General features: G+C 58.1%; 20 protein-coding genes. 13 read left to right on the forward strand and 7 right to left on the reverse strand.

The features are described 5' to 3' along the window. Window positions 1-195 precede the first annotated feature (195 nt). Entirely contained in the window at window positions 196-480 is a 285-nt protein-coding gene (locus ACYVIS_RS00710; protein ID WP_460872992.1) for a DUF2933 domain-containing protein, read from the reverse strand. Between the two features lie 321 nt (window positions 481-801). On the opposite strand from ACYVIS_RS00710, the gene ACYVIS_RS00715 reads away from it, so the two are divergent. Continuing rightward, window positions 802-1,002: a heavy-metal-associated domain-containing protein gene (locus tag ACYVIS_RS00715; RefSeq protein ID WP_460872993.1), complete on the forward strand. Its 201-nt coding sequence runs from the start codon at window positions 802-804 to the stop codon at window positions 1,000-1,002. 120 nt (window positions 1,003-1,122) lie between these two features. Here ACYVIS_RS00715 and merR read toward each other — a convergent pair whose 3' ends face one another. Continuing rightward, complete coding sequence (gene merR / locus ACYVIS_RS00720; RefSeq protein WP_005798840.1) at window positions 1,123-1,557, reverse strand: Hg(II)-responsive transcriptional regulator; 435 nt, start codon at window positions 1,555-1,557, stop codon at window positions 1,123-1,125. A 71-nt stretch (window positions 1,558-1,628) separates the two neighbouring features. Between merR and merT the strand changes: the two genes are divergently transcribed. The 7 genes from merT to ACYVIS_RS00755 all read left to right on the forward strand — a co-directional run bounded on the left by merT (window position 1,629) and on the right by ACYVIS_RS00755 (window position 5,397). Beyond that, a complete protein-coding gene (gene merT / locus ACYVIS_RS00725) occupies window positions 1,629-1,979 on the forward strand; it encodes a mercuric ion transporter MerT (protein WP_005798838.1) in 351 nt (116 codons plus the stop codon). Window positions 1,980-1,992: 13 nt separating this feature from the next. Beyond that, the gene (gene merP / locus ACYVIS_RS00730; protein ID WP_004178136.1) at window positions 1,993-2,268 is read left to right on the forward strand and encodes a mercury resistance system periplasmic binding protein MerP; all 276 of its coding nucleotides are present in this window, start codon (window positions 1,993-1,995) and stop codon (window positions 2,266-2,268) included. A gap of 27 nt (window positions 2,269-2,295) precedes the next feature. After that, the gene (merC, locus tag ACYVIS_RS00735; protein ID WP_000522996.1) at window positions 2,296-2,721 is read left to right on the forward strand and encodes an organomercurial transporter MerC; all 426 of its coding nucleotides are present in this window, start codon (window positions 2,296-2,298) and stop codon (window positions 2,719-2,721) included. Window positions 2,722-2,759: 38 nt separating this feature from the next. Next, window positions 2,760-4,445: a mercury(II) reductase gene (gene merA / locus ACYVIS_RS00740; protein ID WP_005798829.1), complete on the forward strand. Its 1,686-nt coding sequence runs from the start codon at window positions 2,760-2,762 to the stop codon at window positions 4,443-4,445. A gap of 17 nt (window positions 4,446-4,462) precedes the next feature. After that, on the forward strand, window positions 4,463-4,828 hold the full coding sequence (merD, locus tag ACYVIS_RS00745; RefSeq protein ID WP_005798827.1) for a mercury resistance co-regulator MerD: 366 nt from the start codon (window positions 4,463-4,465) through the stop codon (window positions 4,826-4,828). After that, the gene (merE, locus tag ACYVIS_RS00750; RefSeq protein WP_005413392.1) at window positions 4,825-5,061 is read left to right on the forward strand and encodes a broad-spectrum mercury transporter MerE; all 237 of its coding nucleotides are present in this window, start codon (window positions 4,825-4,827) and stop codon (window positions 5,059-5,061) included. Before merD ends, merE begins: the two co-directional genes overlap by 4 nt. Before the next feature lie 132 nt (window positions 5,062-5,193). Beyond that, on the forward strand, window positions 5,194-5,397 hold the full coding sequence (locus tag ACYVIS_RS00755) for a DUF3330 domain-containing protein (RefSeq protein ID WP_005413391.1): 204 nt from the start codon (window positions 5,194-5,196) through the stop codon (window positions 5,395-5,397). A gap of 38 nt (window positions 5,398-5,435) precedes the next feature. Here ACYVIS_RS00755 and ACYVIS_RS00760 read toward each other — a convergent pair whose 3' ends face one another. The 5 genes from ACYVIS_RS00760 to ACYVIS_RS00780 all read right to left on the reverse strand — a co-directional run bounded on the left by ACYVIS_RS00760 (window position 5,436) and on the right by ACYVIS_RS00780 (window position 10,480). Next, the gene (locus ACYVIS_RS00760; RefSeq protein ID WP_010981357.1) at window positions 5,436-6,050 is read right to left on the reverse strand and encodes a recombinase family protein; all 615 of its coding nucleotides are present in this window, start codon (window positions 6,048-6,050) and stop codon (window positions 5,436-5,438) included. A gap of 60 nt (window positions 6,051-6,110) precedes the next feature. Continuing rightward, window positions 6,111-7,328, reverse strand: coding sequence for a TniQ family protein (locus tag ACYVIS_RS00765; protein WP_009288528.1), 1,218 nt, complete (start codon window positions 7,326-7,328; stop codon window positions 6,111-6,113). Then, window positions 7,325-8,233 carry a TniB family NTP-binding protein gene (locus ACYVIS_RS00770; protein WP_013741668.1) on the reverse strand — a complete coding sequence of 303 codons (909 nt, stop codon included), beginning with the start codon at window positions 8,231-8,233 and terminating at the stop codon, window positions 7,325-7,327. Before ACYVIS_RS00770 ends, ACYVIS_RS00765 begins: the two co-directional genes overlap by 4 nt. Window positions 8,234-8,235: 2 nt before the next feature. Then, a complete protein-coding gene (locus ACYVIS_RS00775) occupies window positions 8,236-9,954 on the reverse strand; it encodes a transposase (RefSeq protein WP_460872994.1) in 1,719 nt (572 codons plus the stop codon). A 190-nt stretch (window positions 9,955-10,144) separates the two neighbouring features. Then, window positions 10,145-10,480 (reverse strand): four-helix bundle copper-binding protein, encoded by a 336-nt coding sequence (locus tag ACYVIS_RS00780; RefSeq protein WP_102075216.1) that lies wholly within the window; start codon window positions 10,478-10,480, stop codon window positions 10,145-10,147. Between the two features lie 288 nt (window positions 10,481-10,768). Here ACYVIS_RS00780 and ACYVIS_RS00785 point away from each other — a divergent pair, with 288 nt between their 5' ends. The 5 genes from ACYVIS_RS00785 (at window position 10,769) to ACYVIS_RS00805 (ending at window position 18,675) form a co-directional block, all read left to right on the forward strand. Further along, window positions 10,769-11,452 carry a heavy metal response regulator transcription factor gene (locus ACYVIS_RS00785; RefSeq protein ID WP_102075217.1) on the forward strand — a complete coding sequence of 228 codons (684 nt, stop codon included), beginning with the start codon at window positions 10,769-10,771 and terminating at the stop codon, window positions 11,450-11,452. A 3-nt stretch (window positions 11,453-11,455) separates the two neighbouring features. After that, window positions 11,456-12,862 carry a Cu(+)/Ag(+) sensor histidine kinase gene (locus tag ACYVIS_RS00790; protein ID WP_460872995.1) on the forward strand — a complete coding sequence of 469 codons (1,407 nt, stop codon included), beginning with the start codon at window positions 11,456-11,458 and terminating at the stop codon, window positions 12,860-12,862. A gap of 511 nt (window positions 12,863-13,373) precedes the next feature. After that, a complete protein-coding gene (locus ACYVIS_RS00795; RefSeq protein ID WP_460872996.1) occupies window positions 13,374-13,946 on the forward strand; it encodes a recombinase family protein in 573 nt (190 codons plus the stop codon). A gap of 28 nt (window positions 13,947-13,974) precedes the next feature. Further along, a complete protein-coding gene (locus ACYVIS_RS00800) occupies window positions 13,975-16,074 on the forward strand; it encodes a site-specific DNA-methyltransferase (RefSeq protein ID WP_460872997.1) in 2,100 nt (699 codons plus the stop codon). A 3-nt stretch (window positions 16,075-16,077) separates the two neighbouring features. After that, on the forward strand, window positions 16,078-18,675 hold the full coding sequence (locus ACYVIS_RS00805) for a DEAD/DEAH box helicase (protein WP_460872998.1): 2,598 nt from the start codon (window positions 16,078-16,080) through the stop codon (window positions 18,673-18,675). Window positions 18,676-19,183 lie beyond the last annotated feature (508 nt).

Below are 19,183 nucleotides of genomic sequence, written 5' to 3' on the forward strand. Positions count from 1 at the left end.
TGGTCGAAGAAGCAGCAGCCAACGCCCTAATACTCGTGGATCTGGCCGTACTTCTAAATTTCTCACTTCAACTACTCATCATCCAGATCATCATGACGCCCATAAAAACGAACGCCAATACAGCCAGCAGCCCAATTACGGCCAGCGCTAGAACAGCTATTCGTGTGGATTTGATTCCCATGGCCTACTCAAGCTTCAAAGCGCTTTCTTGTACTCCAGTAGACGTGGGTGGACCTCGGTATTAGCCCTTTCCGGCATTGGCATTTGTGCGGATTCACCCTTCTCTGGACCATTATCGTTGTGGCACGACTGCATGCCTTTCATCATGAAAACCATCATCAGCGGACAGATCAAGAAGAATAAGAACGGGCTTACTGCAGTAATCCACTCACGGGCAGCAGGCAACGTTGCATAGGCCACAGCAATCAGCACGACTAGCCCAAGACCGGCTTTGAGCATCGTCTTCATATCGCATTTCATTTTCGGCTCTCCTTGTACTTAACGCTAGCTAGCGCTCCATGCGAAATTCTAGCGATGAGCCTACTGTACCGATTCCTTGCTGTCAGGCTGATTGCGTGGGCATTACATCTCTGTCATCTGTGGAAAAAGAGCTCGGGAAGCAAGAGATTTGTTGCCATATGTACAAAGCGCTCGCATTGCTTCACTGGCGCTATCCTGCCTGAGACAAAGCGTTTTTTATTTACAACGTCCAGCAAAAACCACCGTATCGGTTGACATTGCCACTATGGGAACGTTTAAGCTGCAGTATTCGATTTGATGAGTAACGAAGAGAGGAAAGCAATGCTTCAGTTTGAAGTGAACGACATGACCTGTGGGCACTGCGTCGGTGCTGTCACTGCGGCCGTCAAGAGGGTCGCGCCCGAAGCTGTTGTTGCTATTGACTTGCCCCAGCATTGCGTGCACGTGGAAGGCGTTTGCGACGCAGGGGCCGTAGAACTGGCGATCCGCGAGGCGGGCTACAGTCCATCGCGCAAAGCTTAAAATGTCATTTTCAGAAGGCGATAGCACGAATTATCAAAAGTCGGCCGCACGGTTTTTTCTGACGGTTGACGTCACCTCAGAAAACGGAAAATAAAGCACGCTTAGGCGTAGTTCCCTTGGCTACACCGCGTCGGTACTGCGCGGTTCTTTCTTCCCTTGCAGTGAAGCAATCAGCGGGCAAGAAACATTCCCCTGCCGCAGGTGGCAGGCACACACAAGTTCGGAAAGCACCGACTCCATACGCGCCAAGTCAGTCATTTTTTCGCGCACGTCCTTGAGCTTGTGCTCGGCCAGACTACTGGCTTCCTCGCAATGGGTGCCATCCTCCAGCCGCAGCAGTTCGGCTATTTCATCCAGACTGAAGCCCAGCCGCTGGGCTGATTTCACGAACCGCACCCGCGTTACATCCGCCTCGCCATAGCGGCGGATGCTGCCGTAAGGCTTGTCCGGCTCCGGCAACAAGCCCTTGCGCTGATAGAACCGGATGGTCTCTACGTTGACCCCGGCCGCCTTGGCGAAAACGCCGATGGTCAGATTTTCCAAATTGTTTTCCATATTGCTTGACTCCGTACATGACTACGGAAGTAAGGTTACGCTATCCAATTTAAATTCGAAAGGACACGCGCATGTCTGAACCACAAAACGGGCGCGGGGCGCTCTTCGCCGGCGGGCTGGCTGCCATCCTCGCCTCGGCCTGCTGCCTGGGGCCGCTGGTTCTGGTCACCTTGGGGTTCAGCGGCGCTTGGATCGGCAACCTGACGGTATTGGAGCCGTATCGGCCGATCTTCATCGGCGCGGCGCTGGTTGCACTGTTCTTTGCCTGGCGGCGCATCGTCCGACCGACCGCAGCCTGCAAGCCGGGCGAGGTGTGCGCGATTCCGCAAGTGCGCACCACCTACAAGCTCATTTTCTGGTTCGTCGCCGTGTTGGTCTTGGTCGCGCTTGGTTTTCCCTACGTCATGCCATTTTTCTACTAATCAGGAGTTCATCATGAAAAAGCTGTTTGCCTCCCTCGCTCTCGCCGCTTTCGTTGCCCCCGTGTTCGCCGCCACTCAGACCGTCACGCTGTCCGTGCCTGGCATGACCTGCGCCTCTTGCCCGATCACTGTCAAGCACGCGCTTTCCAAGGTTGAGGGCGTGAGCAAGACCGACGTAAGTTTCGACAAGCGCCAGGCCGTCGTCACCTTCGACGATGCCAAGACCAACGTCCAGAAGTTGACCAAGGCGACCGAGGACGCGGGCTATCCGTCCAGCCTCAAACGCTGATCCGTTAACCGAACTCGGGAGCGACACATGGGACTCATCACGCGCATCGCTGGCAAAACCGGCGCGCTCGGCAGCGTCGTTTCCGCGATGGGCTGCGCCGCCTGTTTTCCTGCCATCGCCAGCTTTGGCGCGGCCATCGGACTGGGCTTCTTGAGCCAGTACGAGGGGCTATTCATTGGCATCCTGCTGCCGATGTTCGCCGGCATCGCGTTACTCGCCAATGCTATCGCTTGGCTCAATCATCGACAGTGGCGACGCACGGCGCTCGGCACGATAGGCCCGATCTTGGTGCTGGCAGCGGTGTTTTTAATGCGGGCTTACGGCTGGCAGAGCGGTGGACTGCTCTATGTCGGCCTGGCCTTGATGGTTGGGGTGTCGGTCTGGGATTTCATCTCGCCAGCACATCGCCGCTGCGGGCCGGACAGCTGTGAATTGCCAGAACAACGTGGCTGACGGCAACAGCCGTAGCCACCACAGAAAAGGAAAAATACATGACCACCCTGAAAATCACCGGGATGACCTGCGACTCGTGCGCGGCTCACGTCAAGGAAGCCTTGGAGAAAGTGCCCGGCGTGCAATCGGCGCTGGTGTCCTATCCGAAGGGCACAGCGCAACTCGCCATTGAGGCGGGCACGTCATCGGATGCGCTGACTACCGCCGTGGCCGGACTGGGCTACGAGGCAACGCTTGCCGATGCGCCACCGACGGACAACCGCGCCGGCCTGCTCGACAAGATGCGCGGCTGGATAGGGGCCGCTGATAAGCCCAGTGGCAACGAACGCCCGTTGCAGGTCGTCGTCATTGGTAGCGGTGGCGCGGCAATGGCGGCAGCACTGAAGGCCGTCGAGCAAGGCGCGCACGTCTCGCTGATCGAGCGCGGCACCATCGGCGGCACCTGCGTCAACGTCGGCTGCGTGCCGTCCAAGATCATGATTCGCGCCGCCCACATCGCCCATTTACGTCGGGAAAGTCCGTTCGACGGCGGTATCGCGGCGACTGTGCCTGCGATTGACCGCAGCAAACTACTGGCCCAGCAGCAGGCGCGCGTCGAAGAACTGCGCCATGCCAAGTACGAAGGCATTCTGGACGGCAACCCGGCCATCACCGTTGTACATGGTGAGGCGCGTTTCAAGGATGAGCAGAGCCTGGTCGTCCGTTTAAACGATGGTGGCGAGCGCGTGGTAGCTTTCGACCGCTGCTTAGTCGCCACGGGTGCCAGCCCGGCCGTGCCGCCGATTCCGGGCCTGAAAGAGTCACCCTACTGGACTTCGACCGAGGCCCTGGTCAGCGACACCCTTCCCGAACGCCTAGCCGTGATCGGCTCGTCGGTGGTCGCGCTGGAACTGGCGCAAGCCTTCGCCCGGCTGGGCAGCCAGGTCACGATCCTAGCTCGCAACACGCTGTTCTTCCGCGACGACCCGTCCATCGGCGAGGCCGTCACAGCGGCCTTCCGTGCCGAAGGGATCAAGGTACTGGAACACACGCAAGCCAGCCAGGTCGCGCATGTGAACGGCGAATTCGTGCTGACCACGGGACACGGTGAAGTACGTGCCGACAAGCTGCTGGTCGCTACCGGACGGACACCGAACACGCGCAGCCTGGCACTCGACGCGGCGGGAGTCACCGTCAATGCGCAGGGTGCCATCGTCATCGACAAGGGCATGCGCACCAGCACGCCACACATTTACGCGGCCGGCGACTGCACGGACCAGCCACAATTCGTCTATGTGGCGGCAGCGGCCGGCACCCGTGCCGCGATCAACATGACCGGAGGGGATGCTGCCATCAATCTAACCGCGATGCCGGCCGTGGTGTTCACCGATCCGCAAGTAGCAACCGTGGGCTACAGCGAAGCGGAAGCGCATCACGACGGGATCGAAACCGACAGTCGCACGCTCACGCTCGACAACGTGCCGCGTGCGCTTGCCAACTTCGACACACGCGGCTTTATCAAGCTGGTCATCGAGGAAGGTAGCGGACGGCTCATCGGCGTGCAGGTCGTCGCCCCGGAAGCCGGCGAATTGATCCAGACGGCTGTTCTCGCCATTCGCAACCGCATGACGGTGCAGGAACTGGCCGACCAGTTGTTCCCCTACCTGACGATGGTCGAGGGGTTGAAGCTCGCGGCGCAGACCTTCAGCAAGGACGTGAAGCAGCTTTCGTGTTGTGCCGGATGAGGAAAAGGAGGTGTTCGATGAACGCCTACACGGTGTCCCGGTTGGCCTTTGATGCCGGGGTGAGTGTGCATATCGTGCGCGATTACCTGCTGCGTGGATTGCTGCGGCCAGTCGCCTGCACCACGGGTGGCTACGGCCTGTTCGATGACGCCGCCTTGCAGCGACTGTGCTTCGTGCGGGCCGCCTTCGAGGCGGGCATCGGCCTCGGCGCATTGGCGCGGCTGTGCCGGGCGCTGGATGCGGCGAACTGCGATGAAACTGCCGCGCAGCTTGCTGTGCTGCGTCAGTTCGTCGAACGCCGGCGCGAAGCGTTGGCCAATCTGGAAGTGCAGTTGGCCGCCATGCCGACCGCGCCGGCACAGCATGCGGAGAGTTTGCCATGAACAGCCCCGAGCGCATGCCGGCCGAGACGCACAAACCGTTCACCGGCTACCTGTGGGGCACGCTGGCCGTGCTGACTTGCCCCTGCCACCTGTCCATCCTCGCTGCCGTGCTGGCCGGCACAACCGCCGGTGCATTCCTTGTCGAGTATTGGGTCATCACGGCGCTCGGTTTGACCGGCCTGTTTCTTCTGTCACTGGCGCGGGCGTTGCGGGCATTCAGGGAAAGATCATGAGCGCTTCCCGGCCGGATGGATGGACTACGGCGGAGGGCCCAAGCGTTCGAGCGCGGGCAAGGCTTTCTGTTCGCAAAGCCGATGCCGGCGGCGGCATTCGCCGTCTTCGTCAGTCAATGGAGGGGTGCCACCATGAATGCAAATGATCCGACCGCCACCAGTTGCTGCGTGTGCTGCAAGGAAATTCCGCTCGATGCCGCCTTCACACCGGAAGGCGCGGAGTACGTCGAGCACTTCTGCGGGCTGGAGTGTTATCAACGTTTCCAGGCGCGGGCCAGCACTGCGACCGAAACGAGCGGCGAACCGAACGCTTGCGGTTCGCCGCCGTCAAATTGAGACAAACCACGCTTTCGCTACGTCGCCTCATGTCGGCATCAAATTCGGCTGAGTAGCTTCTCGCCATCTGGACGTAGCTCGCCCTTGGGTGAAATATGCCGATACAGGGTCTGCCGCGTGATGCCAAGTTCCTGGCACAGGTCGCCGACCTTGGTCTCTGACTGCCCCATTGCCGCCATCGCCAGCCGCAGCTTGGCGGCGGTCATCTTGAACGGCCGGCCGCCTTTCCGGCCGCGTGCCCGTGCTGAGGCCAGGCCCGCCACGGTGCGCTCGGCGATCAACTCGCGCTCGAACTCGGCCAGCGCGGCGAAGATACCGAAGACCAGCTTGCCGGCGGCGGTCGTGGTGTCAATGGCCGCGCCGTGCCCGGTCAGCACCTTGAGGCCGATGCCGCGTCCGGTCAGGTCATGGACGGTATTGATCAGATGGCGCAGGTCGCGCCCGAGCCGATCCAGTTTCCAAACGACCAACGTGTCGCCTGGCCGTAGTGCCTTCAGACAGCTCGCCAGACCGGGACGATCCTCGCGTTTTCCGGACGCTTGGTCTTCATAGAGATGCGCCGGATCAACACCGGCCGCGACCAGCGCATCGCGCTGCAAGTCCGTCGCCTGGGAGCCATCCGCCTTCGATACTCGCATGTAGCCAATCAGCATCTTGTACCTGTCACATATACGTTCGATTATGTGACAGTTTGCATCGGGAAGCTCTGCACGTCAAAATTTGTCACTTAACCCGTCATTCTGTCTAAGGCATGCAAAGGGTAGGCTAGGCTCATAATGTGACAGAAATTCCGGGGGGATGCCTTCCTTCGCGAAGGTGGCGCGCAACTGTTCCAAGGAAGCGGGGTCGCGCCGACCATAGGAAGCCAACGCGAACAGCGAGCGTGCCGTCTCGGGGTTGTGTCGTGCTTCAATGATGGCCTCATCAATGGCCTGGATTGCACGCTGCCAGTGATCGACGGGTTCGGGCTTCGGCGCTTTCGCCGGCAGGCCACTGGTGAACCCGGTTTGGGGCTCGGACCAGAATAGCTTTGCGTGCTCGCCTGGCGGGCTTATATCCCTCACCTCAATCAAGCTGATTGCCGTTGCCGCCGCCTCCAGCATCTGCAACCGTACTGCCGGGTTCAGGGTTTCATACGGTCGCCACAGACTTTGCCCAGCACGCAGCGGATGCCCGCAGCATTCCCAGATTTGGCGGAGATACCCCGCGTAGGTGCCGCACGTCGAAAGCGGGGTGTTCAGCTCATCGAGCAGCGTGCGTAGCAGCCTAAACCACAATCCGGCGTGGATGCGTCGGCGCGGCAACTCCACGTGGCCGGTCGTCAGTGCCTGCCAGGTACGCTGGTCCATCGCCGCAATCGCGTCGCTGGCAGTGCGCGGTTCGGCGTCGGCGTTCTCCCAGCCGAGAAACCGCCCTGGCACGCCCCAATAGGATTCCAGCCAGCAGCCATGCAGTGGGCAGCTCAGCATCAGGGGCAGCTTCCACGCGAGCAGTACGGCTTGGTTCTCCGGATCGTTCAGGCAGAGCGGACAGGCGCGGTGTATCGGTTGGGTGGGCAGCCAGGCACGCCAGCTCGTGATGGATCGCGTCTTACGGCGGAGTCTCGGCAGCAGTACCGAGAGCTGGAACGCATAGGTTTCCAATGCGGCTGGAATCTGATCATCAAGGCTGTCCAGTAGCCAAGGCACCCAGCCGGCGAAACTCATGCAGCGCAGCCGATCCAGCTCGATACCGCTCCGCTGGGAGAGCATCGCCAGCAGCGCCAGTGGTGGCGCGGTGTCCAGGTCATCAACCTGGCCGTGACCAAGATCGTGCTCCAGCAGCTCGGACACTTCCATGTGATAGCAAAGGGCCACGCGGTTGAGCCACGAAGACAGGGCTTCGGCTTCCCTGGGTGCCGGATGCAGTGGCCAGCGTGGCGCTGGCTTCACATCAGTTCCCGCTCGAATTGCCGCCGCCGCTCGCTGGGACCGGTGTAATCGGCCATGCTGAGCGTGCGGTGGTTGATCGCTTCCTCACCACTCTCCACGGCGGCCACGGCCGCCGCCATCAATAGGTGCGCCAGCTCGCCAATAGTGCCCTCGCTGCGCGTGAGCAGGTAGCGAGCCATGTCCAGCGTGGCAATCGACGAAGGTCGCCGCAGCGGGAGCGAAGCCGCGAAGCTGGCCAGCAGTGAACAGCAATCGTCGTTGGCCTCCCACACCGGCAGCATCATCGGCTCGAAGCGATTTTCCAACTGGTCATCCGAGCGGATGGCCAGGTAGGCGTCGCGTGTGCCCACACCGACCAGCGGGATGCGCAATTCGTTGCCGAGGAAGCGCAGCAGGTTGAGGAATTCCCGGCGGTTGACGCTGTTGCCGGCCAGGACGTTGTGCAGCTCGTCGATCACCAGCAAACGCACACCGAGCTTGCGCAGCAGTGTCAGCGCCAGTTGCTCTATTTCCGGCAGCCGTGGGCGCGGTCGCAATGGTGCTCCCATCGCCGCGAGCAGCGCGACGTAGAAGCGGATCACCGATGGCTCGGACGGCATCTGCACGACCAATACCGGGATGTGCTCCTGGTCGGCGTCGGAGCTGGCCGGGTGGGCGCGGCGGAACTTCTCGACGATCATCGACTTGCCGTTGTTGGTTGGACCGACCAACAGCAGGTTGGGCATGCGTTGTTTGTTTGGCCACGTATACAGGGCTTCCAGCCGGTTCAACGCCTCGACTGCTCGCGGATAGCCGATCCAGCGGTCGGCGCGAAGGCGATGGATGCGCTCGTCCGCCGGGAGACGGGCCAAGCCCTGGGCCGCCGGCAGCAGGTGGGACAGGTCGATGATGGGATATTCGTCCACGGCTACCACTCCTCAATCTGGTCGAACGGTTTGGCAGGTGGCTGGTTGTCCGCCTGCGGGTCTGCCATGTCCGTGTCCGCTGGTGGCGTGGTTTTGACAGGTTGTTCCGTTGACTTGAGATGCTGGCGTCGATCCGCGTCGCGCCGCGCCTTGCGCGTGGCTTTCTGCGCAGTGGTCACGATTTCGCGCATCTGCCCGATCATGCGGAACAGCGCCGACTCATCCACCTGTTCGCGCCCTTGCTGCCGCAATTTCGCCAGCGCCTGCCGTTGTTCCCAGAGGGTGACAGCCGGGTGCGACAAGGTACGGTATGGAATTTCCAGATAGTGCTGCCCCTCCGGCTCCAGCACCCAAATGCGGCTGATGTCGCGTGGGTCGCGCCGGATCAGGAACGCAGGCAGGCGGTCGCGCCGAGCTATCCACGGCTTGAGCGCATCGGCGTAGTAGTGGATGTGGTCGATGACGAAGCCAGTGCGGGTCAGGGTGCGGCGGAGGACGGGCAGGAAATCGACCAGAAAAGCCGTGGTGCGAGTGATGACGGTTGGAACGCCGGTACGCGCGACAGCTTCGGCCCAGCGTGCGGCCGGCGGTTGGAGCAGGCCGTTGTGCACGGAGCCGTGATAGGTGCCAACCGCCAATGCGAGCCAGCGTTCCAGCTCGCGCAGTGTCAGGGCGGCCATCTTCTCGGAGGCGTATTCCCCGCGCTGGTCAGGGTTGGAGAAGGTCGTCCCCGGCAATTCGTCGTGGATCATTTGCATCGCCGTGCCGATGATCCGTTCCACGATGCCGCCATAGTGCGGCTGCCCGAGAGGCCGATAGTCCAACCGGATGCCATGCTGCTCGCAGCCACGGCGTAGCGCCTCGCTCTTGAATTCGGCCGCGTTGTCCAGGTAGAGCAGCGCGGGCTTGCCGCTCATCGGCCAGTCCATTTCCACGTCCAACCTTTCCAACCAAGGGCGCTTGTCGCAACCGGCGTGTGCGAGGCACAGGCCGACCGAGACGGCAGATGGCGCTTCTAACGTGACCACCATGCCAACCACGCAGCGGGTGAACACGTCGATGGCGAGGGTCAGGTACGGACGGCCAATCGGTTGCCGGTCGCGCTCGTCCACCACGATCAGGTCGATGACTGTGTGGTCGATCTGTACCTGCTCCAGCGGTGCGGAGACTGGCGGAGGAACACCGCCAACACCTTGCAGGATGCGGGACGCATCCTGGCCTTCCCGAAGTCGAGTGGTCTTGAGTGGATCAAGGCTGGCGATCCGCAACGCGACCGTGTTGCGCGCCGGCATCCGCAGCTTTTGCAGCTTGCACACCCGCGCAACTTCACGGTGGAACGCCGCCAAGCTGCGCTTCTGCTTGGTCAGGAAGCGCTTTTGCAGTAGCTCGCGGATGATTCGTTCGACCGACTCCGGCAAGCGGCCTTTACCTTTGCCACCGCTCGACTGTCCAAGAGCCAAATCAGTGACCAGCCCCGAACCTTGCCGGGCACGGCGGATCAGGACGTAGACCTGCCGCCGGGACAGACCCAGCGCCTGGGCTGCTGCGTCGGCCGCTTCATGCCCGACCGTCTCCGACTGCGCCAACGGCCCAATGATCTCCGCGCAGCAGCGAGCACGCTCCCATGCCTGTTCTGACAGGGTGGCTACGCCGCGCTCGGCAATCGGTACGGTATCGGTCGCCATGCTCGCCTCGCTTTGGTGCACACGAGTATTGAGCATAGACGAGTTTCGTGCAGAGGAGTCCTGATATCGGGCTGTCAGGAGCCGTATGCACAGCAGGCTTCATGTCTCGTTGATTGGTGCAGTCGTCTTCTGAAAATGACATAAAAGGCCAGGTGCAGTGGTACACGCTGGCCCTGATTGATCGTTTGCCCACTTTATAGAGCAGCAGTTCTGTAGTGCGGGTCGCTTAGGCCATTTGCGCCATCCGCCTGCACTCTTCGGCACACTTGCGGCAAGCCTCGGCGCAGCGCTGGCAGTGATCCATTTGATGCTTGGCGCATTCATCTCCGCACGCTTGGCAAACATCAGCGCACAGGCGACAAAGCGCCTGGGCGAATTCACTGCCCCTGGCCATATAACTGGCCGCCAAGCGGCAAATTTGTGCGCAATCCATATCCAGCTTTATGCAGCGCGCCATGCTTTTGACGTCTTGTTCCGCAAGGCACGAAGCAGCACAGTGGTCGCACTCTGTGGCGCAGGCATAGCAAGCGTCGATGCACGATTGAAACTTTTCATGAGGCATATTGGATCTCCAACGAGGTTGAGGTGTGGTTGTTACGTGGCTTGCTTTGCGAAACCACAACCTTTACTTAGCAATTCGAATGCCGTAAACGCAGCAGTTTGCTCCTAAAAGTCTCGATTTTCGTGCGATCTGCGTTTTATACGCGATGACTCCGGACTAACATTACAATTTTGTAATCCTAGCGTCATGTTCGTGTCAGCACCATCGCACTACAGTTTAATAATTGAGATCAGGTTGAAGAGGCCATTCTTTTTATTGCGGTCCTAAGAGGCTTACAGGAATAACCCCATGAAATTGCTCGTGGTCGAAGATGAAATCAAAACGGGTGATTACGTGCGCCAAGGGCTCGTGGAGTCCGGCTTCGTCGTGGATCTCGCGCGCACCGGATTGGATGGCCACCACCTTGCCCTGACGGGTTCGTACGATCTAATTATCCTTGACGTCATGCTGCCAGACGTGGATGGCTGGCGAATCGTGCAAGCATTGCGCGATGCCAAGTCGTCTACGCCGGTGCTCTTTTTAACTGCCCGGGATAGCGTAGAAGATCGGGTCAAGGGGCTGGAGCTGGGCGCCGACGATTACTTGGTAAAACCCTTCGCTTTTTCAGAACTTCTGGCACGGGTCCGCACTTTGTTGCGACGAGGCTCCGCCCCTGCCTTTCAAGACCAACTACAGATAGCCGATCTCGTGCTCGATATTCCACGGCGTCGGGCTCAGCGGCAGAATGTGCGCATTAATCTGACAAACAAGGAGTTCGCCCTGTTGGAGCTCTTGGTACGCCGGCAAGGCGAAGTGCTGCCACGTTCATTGATCGCCTCCCAGGTATGGGATATGAACTTTGACAGCGACACCAATGTCATCGATGTGGCAATCCGGCGCCTACGTGCCAAAATTGATGACGACTATGACCCTAAGCTTATCCATACGGTGCGCGGCATGGGCTATATGCTCGATGTGACCCTTCCCGAATAGTTAATGAAAACTCGGCCGGCATCTCTAGCTGTACGTCTTACCGTTTCCATTGGGGCGGTCATAACAGTCGTACTACTCACATTCGGCTGGATCGTTGAACGATCGATCAACGATCATTTCGTCCAACAAGACGTGGACGAACTCAATGCCGTCGTCCAGGCATTGAAACATACACTGGCAACGCTACCGCCCAACATAGCGCCTGGAGAGTTGAACGAGCGGTTTGCCAATGCCGTGTCAGGCCACCATAACGCTGAATATCGCATCTCTTCGGAAGATGGCGTCCAGATTTATGCTTCGCCAGGATCGAACCTGGATAGGTTTGCCAGAATTGCTCGACCTGTAGAAAACATCACAATTGAAACAGTTGGCATATGGAAAGATCAAGGAGCGACATTTCGAGGGGCCGTACTACGAACCTCAGCTGACAACTTGCCCGGGTCGAGCAAACTGACCATCGCTGTGGCGACCGGCATTAACTTCCACCTGCATTATTTGGAAAGCTTCCGAACCTACCTTCGAATCATCACGGTCGCCGCCTGCCTGATCGCGATTCTGGCCACTTGGCTCGCAGTGCATCAAGGCCATGCACCGATACGGCGTATCAGTCGCGAAATCCGGAAAATCAGGTCCGATCAACTGCATATAAGGTTGCAGCCAGAAGCCGTTCCTGCTGAACTGATAGAGCTCGCCACTTCTTTCAATGGAATGCTTGATCGACTTGAGGCTGTCTTTCGTCGTTTGTCCGATTTTTCAGGCGATATTGCGCACGAGCTCCGTACCCCCATTACAAACCTAAAAACTCAGACCGAGGTGGCGTTGTCCCAGTCCAGGACTATGGAACAGTACCGCGAAATTCTGTACTCCAACCTGGAAGAGTATGAGCGCATGGCCAAAATGGTCAGCGATATGCTGTTTCTGGCGCAAGCGGACAACAACTTGCTTAAACCGGAACTCGTCAAGATCGAGCTCGAGTCCGAGATACGTATCCTTTTCGACTACTTTGGTGCTTGGGCCGAAGAGCGCCAGGTGGACTTAGACATCATCGGCGAGCAGATTTGCATCCTAGGGGACAGGCTGATGGTCCGCCGAGCATTGAGCAATTTATTATCGAACGCTATTCGCTATACGCCGGTTGGGAATGCAGTCAGCGTCACACTTCAGGCAGGGCCGAACACAGCGACAGTACGGGTCGAGAATCCTGGACCCATTATTCCCGCCGAACACATAGATCGTATCTTTGAAAGGTTCTATCGAACTGACGCCTCACGTCAACGCAGCGGAGAGGGAGCTGGTCTTGGCTTGGCGATAGCAAGGTCGATTGTCGAGGCTCATGGCGGCACGATCCACGCCAGTTCCACTATTCAAGCAAATGTTTTCGAGATTAACTTACCATCGATCCACTGCTGAGAAATCGATACCTTCCTACGACGCGCACTGGACCTAACCACTAATCTCGCATGCGAGGAAGTAAACCGAAAGCTGCTGATGTTTTCGGCAGATTAACTATTCCGGATTCAACCGACAACTCGATTGGACGGAAACTGTCAAACAATCGTCAACCGCATAGTGAACTAAACCACCTTTACAGCGCAACTAACGGAACATAAGTGCTTGATTGCTAAGATAGAGCGCATGTAAAGCGACTTCATAATAAGGAATCGCAATCCGAAAGCCTCTGTGGCTCCTGCTTTTTTGCGCCACTTACTCTGCCCAAACGTGACATTGGTTGCGTGTGCTGAGCCAGATATCCGGCATCCGGGTGAGCTACTTTCTGACCATCAATGGTCTCCATCTCCTACTTCCTGAGCATGGAAAACAGAGGTTTTCTGAACAGATGTAAGTGGTGCACTCTCCCTTCGTGAAAGCCGCCTACAGGTGTTAAGATAGTCGTCAATCTTTCAATGTCCTGGATGCGTCCATGAATCAACGCATAGGGTACGCGCGCGTATCGACCGACGATCAGCACCTAGAGCTGCAGCGCGACGCGCTCCAGCAGGCTGGGTGCGGCGTGATCTACGAAGAAGCAGCCAGCGGCAAAAATACAGCGCGGCCGGAGCTTGAGCAGTGCCGCAAGGCACTGCGGGCAGGGGATACCCTGGTGGTGTGGCGGCTGGATCGACTCGGGCGCAGCCTGCCCGACTTGGTGCAGATCGTGGCCGACCTTGAGCAGCGCGGCATCGGCTTCGAAAGTATGACAGAAAAGATTGAAACAGACAGTGCAGCGGGCAAACTGGTTTTTCATGTGTTCGCGGCATTGGCGGAATTTGAACGTGGCTTGATCCGGGAGCGCACGCATGCTGGTTTGGCTGCAGCGCGTGCCCGAGGCCGGGCGGGTGGTCGCAAGCCGAAGCTGGACGAGAAGCAGGTTAGAGAGATCAAAGCCCTGCTGCGCGATCCCGATATCCAAGTCGCGGACGTGGCGCGCCGCTATGGCGTATCTCGAACCACCATTTACAAGCATTGCGGCGTAGTACAACCGCGTCATCAATAGTGCAGATACAAAAGAGAGAAAGAATTCCGTGTCCAGACTGACTGATTTAATTGCCAAGGCAAAAGCCAAAGACCCGGCGTTAGGGGCCGAGTTGGATCGAGAGTTCAAGTTCCTATCGTCGCGTCTTCCCTTCGGGCTGAACTTCGAACGGCATAGCCCCGAAGCGGTCGAGCTGCCCTTGCGGCCGGTGCGCAAGGGCGACAAGGTGCGCGTGCTGCCGGAGCGTGGCTCTACCAAGAAGGGTGACCAGCGGCTTTGGCAGGTGAAGATCATTCACAAAACCAAGAGGACGGCTGTCTTGGAGTTGCTGGGTGGGGCAGAGGCCGAAACGCAGACCGTGGCGCTGGATGATCTGGTGGTGGTGGCTGAGTTTCGCGACACCATCTATCCGGGTCTGGTCAGCACCGGTAAGGTACTGCGTGGTGGTGACAAGCCGTGCCACACCGTCATTAATGGTGAGAATTACCATGTTCTGAAGGCGTTGACCTACACGCACAGGGGTAAGGTGGATGCCATCTATATTGATCCGCCTTACAACACTGGCGCGAAAGACTGGAAATACAATAACGATTACGTAGAAGCCGATGACCTCTACCGCCATAGCAAGTGGCTAGCGATGATGGAGCGGCGCTTGCTAATCGCGAGGCAACTGCTGAATCCGGCGAATTCTGTCCTAATTATTACCATTGATGAGAAGGAATATCTGAGGCTGGGACTACTGCTGGAACAGGTATTTCCTGAAACTCGGATTCAGATGGTGTCGATCACCACGAACCCCAAAGGAGCGTCTCGCCCTGATATGTTCGCCAGAGTGGATGAGTTCGCATATTTTGTTCTGATCGGAGAATCCACTGTTTCTGGAATAGCTGTGAGTGACTCACAGGGGCTGCCCGTTCGTTGGCCTTATTTGCGGCGATCAGATGAGCAATCGACTCGGGGGCATCGCCCTCGACAGTTTTATCCGGTTTTTGTCGATTCGATCACCTCGAAGATAAAGAGCGTTGGCGAGCCTTTAGCCCACGATGTGCCGCGTGAGAGTATTACCGCGCCTCTAGGGCTTGTTGCGGTTTTTCCTGTCCGCGATGATGGGGTCGAGATGGAGTGGGGGCTCACGGGACCCAGCCTCATGCGCGCGGTACGTGGTGGTTTCGCTCGGGCAAGTCGCACGAACTCGCTCCAGCCATATGCAATCTCCTACCTTACCGCGCCAGCGATTAGCAAGGTTGAATCTGGAGAGTACATCGTATCGGGTATTCGAGAAGATGGAACCAAGATTGTCATCGCGCCTAGCGGAAAAACTACGCGGCCAACTACGGTGTGGACAGAAAGCAGGCATAGTGCTCCTGATCACGGAAAGAAAGTTTTAGGAGCGCTACTGCCAACAAGATCCTTCCCTTTTCCAAAGTCTTTATACGCAGTGGAAGACTCGTTGCTGCTATTCATAGCAAACAACAAGAGTGCAACCATTCTTGATTTTTTCTCGGGCTCAGGCACGACCGCGCATGCGGTGATGCGACTCAATAAGCAGGACGGGGGAAATCGCCAGTGTATTTGCGTTACCAATAACGAAGTTGGAGCTGATGAACAAAAGACACTGCGTGAAAAAAACTTGCGTCCTGGTGATGCGGAATGGGAAAAGTACGGGATCTGCGATTACATCACCAAGCCGCGTGTAGCTGCGGCTATCACCGGCAAGACGCCAGACCATACTCCGATCATGGGTGATTACAAATTCACTGACGAGTTCCCGATGGCCGAAGGTTTTGAGGCGAACGCCGAGTTTTTCACTCTGACCTATGAAACGCCGGTGTCGGTCAGTTACAACCTGGCGTTCAACCGGATTGCGCCGTTGCTGTGGCTGCGAGCTGGGGCGCGGGGCAGTCGTATAAACGAGCTGCCAAGCGACGGTTGGGCGGTGGCTGATGCCTACGGCTTGCTAAGCAATGTGGATGCAGCAACACCCTTTATCAAGGCGCTGGCCAAGGTCGATGGAATGCGTATTGCCTATATCGTCACCGACGACGACCGCCGCTTCCAGGCCATTGCCAAGCGTTTACCTGATGACGTTGAGCCGGTGCGCCTGTACGAATCGTATCTCACTAATTTCAGCTTCACTAACGGGGAATAACGGATGAAGTTCACGCTCAAAGACTACCAGCGCGACGCCGTCCGCGAATCCTTGAACAACCTGGGCAAGGCTCGGCGCCTGTGGCACGGCGAGGCAGACGGGACGGCTTTCTCACTGACTGCGGTAACCGGCGCGGGCAAGACCGTGATGGCCGCTGCCACGTTCGAGGCGTTGTTTCACGGTGACGACGAGTTCAGTTTTGATGCTGACCCCGGCGCGGTGGTGATCTGGTTCAGCGATGATCCTTCGTTAAATGAGCAGACCCGGTTTCGCTTCATCGAGGCGAGTGACCGTATTAACTACAACGACCTGGTGGTAGTGGAAAACACATTTAACAGGCCTAAGTTCCAGGCGGGGAAAATCTACTTCTTAAATACTCAGAAGCTGAGCAAGAACAGCTTGCTGGTGCGTGGCCATGACCCTGAAGAAATGGCGGCCAAGGTGGATGGAACGTTCCCTGATATGCGTCCTGACCTGCGGGCTTACACGATTTGGGACACCATCCAGAACACCATTGAAGACCCGGATTTGACGCTCTATCTAGTGCTGGATGAGGCGCACCGTGGTATGGGGCAGCAGACGACAGCCAGTCAGAACGCCAAGAGTACTATCGTCCAGCGGCTCATCAATGGCGTGGGCAGTGTGCCCGGTATCCCGGCCGTATGGGGTATTTCGGCCACCGTGGAGCGATTCAACAAGGCGATTGAGTCGGCAGGTAAGCACATCAAACTGCCAAATGTGGTCGTTGATGCGTCCAAGGTGCAGGAGTCCGGCCTTATCAAGGACACCATCCTGTTGGATATTCCTGATAATGTTGGCGATTTCGATACCGTGCTGGTGCGGCGTGCGACGGATAAATTGAAGGAATCCAGCCTTGCCTGGGGGGCTTATTCCAAGCAGCAGCAGGAAGCCCATGTTGTCGTGCCGTTGATGGTTTTGCAGGTTCCCAACACGCCTGGCCCCGATGAAATCGGACGGGCATTAGATACCATTTTCGAGCGCTACCCTGAATTGCCATCTGCCAGCGTGGCGCACGTTTTCGGGGATCACACCACGCAGCGCTTCGGCAGCCGCGACGTGCCCTACATCGAGCCGCAGCGGGTTGAAGAATCGACGTGGGTGCGGGTGCTGATCGCCAAAGATGCTATTAGCACAGGTTGGGATTGCCCGCGTGCCGAGGTTATGATTTCTTTCCGCGCGGCCAGCGACAAGACCCACATCACACAGTTGTTGGGCCGTCTGGTGCGTTCGCCGCTGGCTCGCCGCATTCCTGGTAACGACCGCCTGAACGCGGTCGACTGCTTGCTGCCTAGGTTCAATCGCAAGGCTGTGGAGCAGGTGGTCGATGAGTTGACGACAGGCAGTGAGGCGGCAACGCCTGGGCGCGTGTTGATCGACTACATTGAGGTGCGGCCTAATCCTGCTGTTGCGCCGGCCGTGTGGGAGGCATTCGAGGCATTGCCGTCACAAACGCGCCCACAACTTGGTGCTAAGCCTGCGGTCAGGTTGACTGCGTTGGCACATGAGTTGGCGTCCGACGATATTCTGTCCGGCGCAGGCAGGCTGGCACACGCCGAGATGCACGCAGCCCTGGATGCGTTTCAGGCCGAGAACGAAGCCAAGATCAAGACCAAGCGGCAGTCCGTGTTAGTTGTGGACGGCAAGACCGTGAAAGCAGACATGCTGGGCCAGGGCCGGAGTCTGGAACAGTTCTGGGAAGATGCTGACGTGGCGGTAATCGACGATGCCTACCGCCGTGCGGCGCGCATCTTCAGCCCGGCGATTGCCCATTCATATGTTGATCATCTGGCGAGCAAGGAAGTCGACCGCGAAGATGACCCGGAGACATTTCTGGAGGCTATTGTCGAAGCCCGTGTCACCGTTGCTGGTTTGGGACAGGTGATGGAGGCGCAGGCTTATTTCGATGTCGAGGCCGATAAGCTGGCTAAGGACTGGCTGGCTAAGTATGGTGCGCAGATCAAGACGTTAAGCGATGATCGAAGGGAGTCCTATAGGCAGATTATCGAAATGAGTACGGAGCCGCAGGACGTGGGCTTGCTGAAGCCTGAGGCGCGTTATGAGGCGACCAAGGCGAACGAAAACGGCAAGGTGAGAGTGCTCACGGTCTGGGATAGTCACTTGCTGTGCGAACAAGCTGGCAAGTACCCGGCTGAGCTGAATGACTGGGAGCGGACGGTTGTCGAGACTGAATCGGCGAGGCCGGGGTTCTTTTACTGGTATCGCAACCCGCAGCAGCCAGGGCAATCTTCGCTCGGTATCGCCTATGAGAAGGCCGGTCAGTATGGGATTGTTCGCCCAGACTTTCTGTTCTTTGCCGAGCAGGATGGCTCCCTTGTAGTCGACCTGGTTGATCCGCATGGGCTGCATTTGAGCGATGCGCTTGCCAAGCTGCAAGGTTTGGCGCTGTACGCCGCAAATCACCCTGATGTTTATCGCCGGATGGAGTCCATCGCCCAGGTGAAAGCAAACGGCAAACTGCGCGTGCTCGACTTGAAACGCCAGGAAGTGCGGAATGCGATTGCCGTCGCCGAAGATGCGGAAGGGTTGTTCAGCAGCGGCCTGGCTGGTGACTACTCGTGATCTGGCAAGTGGAGTTGGCTAATCAGCTCAGCGGCTATTGGTGCCACTGCATATGAAACTGCATAACGAAACCGAACCGTTTTTCATCACTGAGAGCGTGGCGGCCGAGATGATAGCCGCCAGCTACGAATTCGAGCCGCCGAGCCATGCCCTGAGGCCCCTCCTCTCCTGAATCAGTAGGCAGGTGTGATAGACCGGGGTAATGGAGTTCTCATAAGGCAACGACTTGAGACAACTCCATGGATTGGCGAACGGGATCATCACAGGCCTGCATCATGTGTCAATTTGCAGAATGTTTCCTACCCCACAACAAAAAACCTTCGTGCCGGCTTGAGGAGTCGCCCCTCGCCCTCCGAAGATCCGGCCATACTAGATACCAGCCGTCCGACTGCAACTGCTTTCGTGTGGATAGACTCGTTCTTAACAATTATTTCCTCTCACTCCGTGCCATTAAGTGCCACAATAGCCCAATCTGATTACTTATCTAATAAGACACCTCTCAATTTTC

It is taken from the genome of Paralcaligenes ginsengisoli, assembly GCF_054781135.1.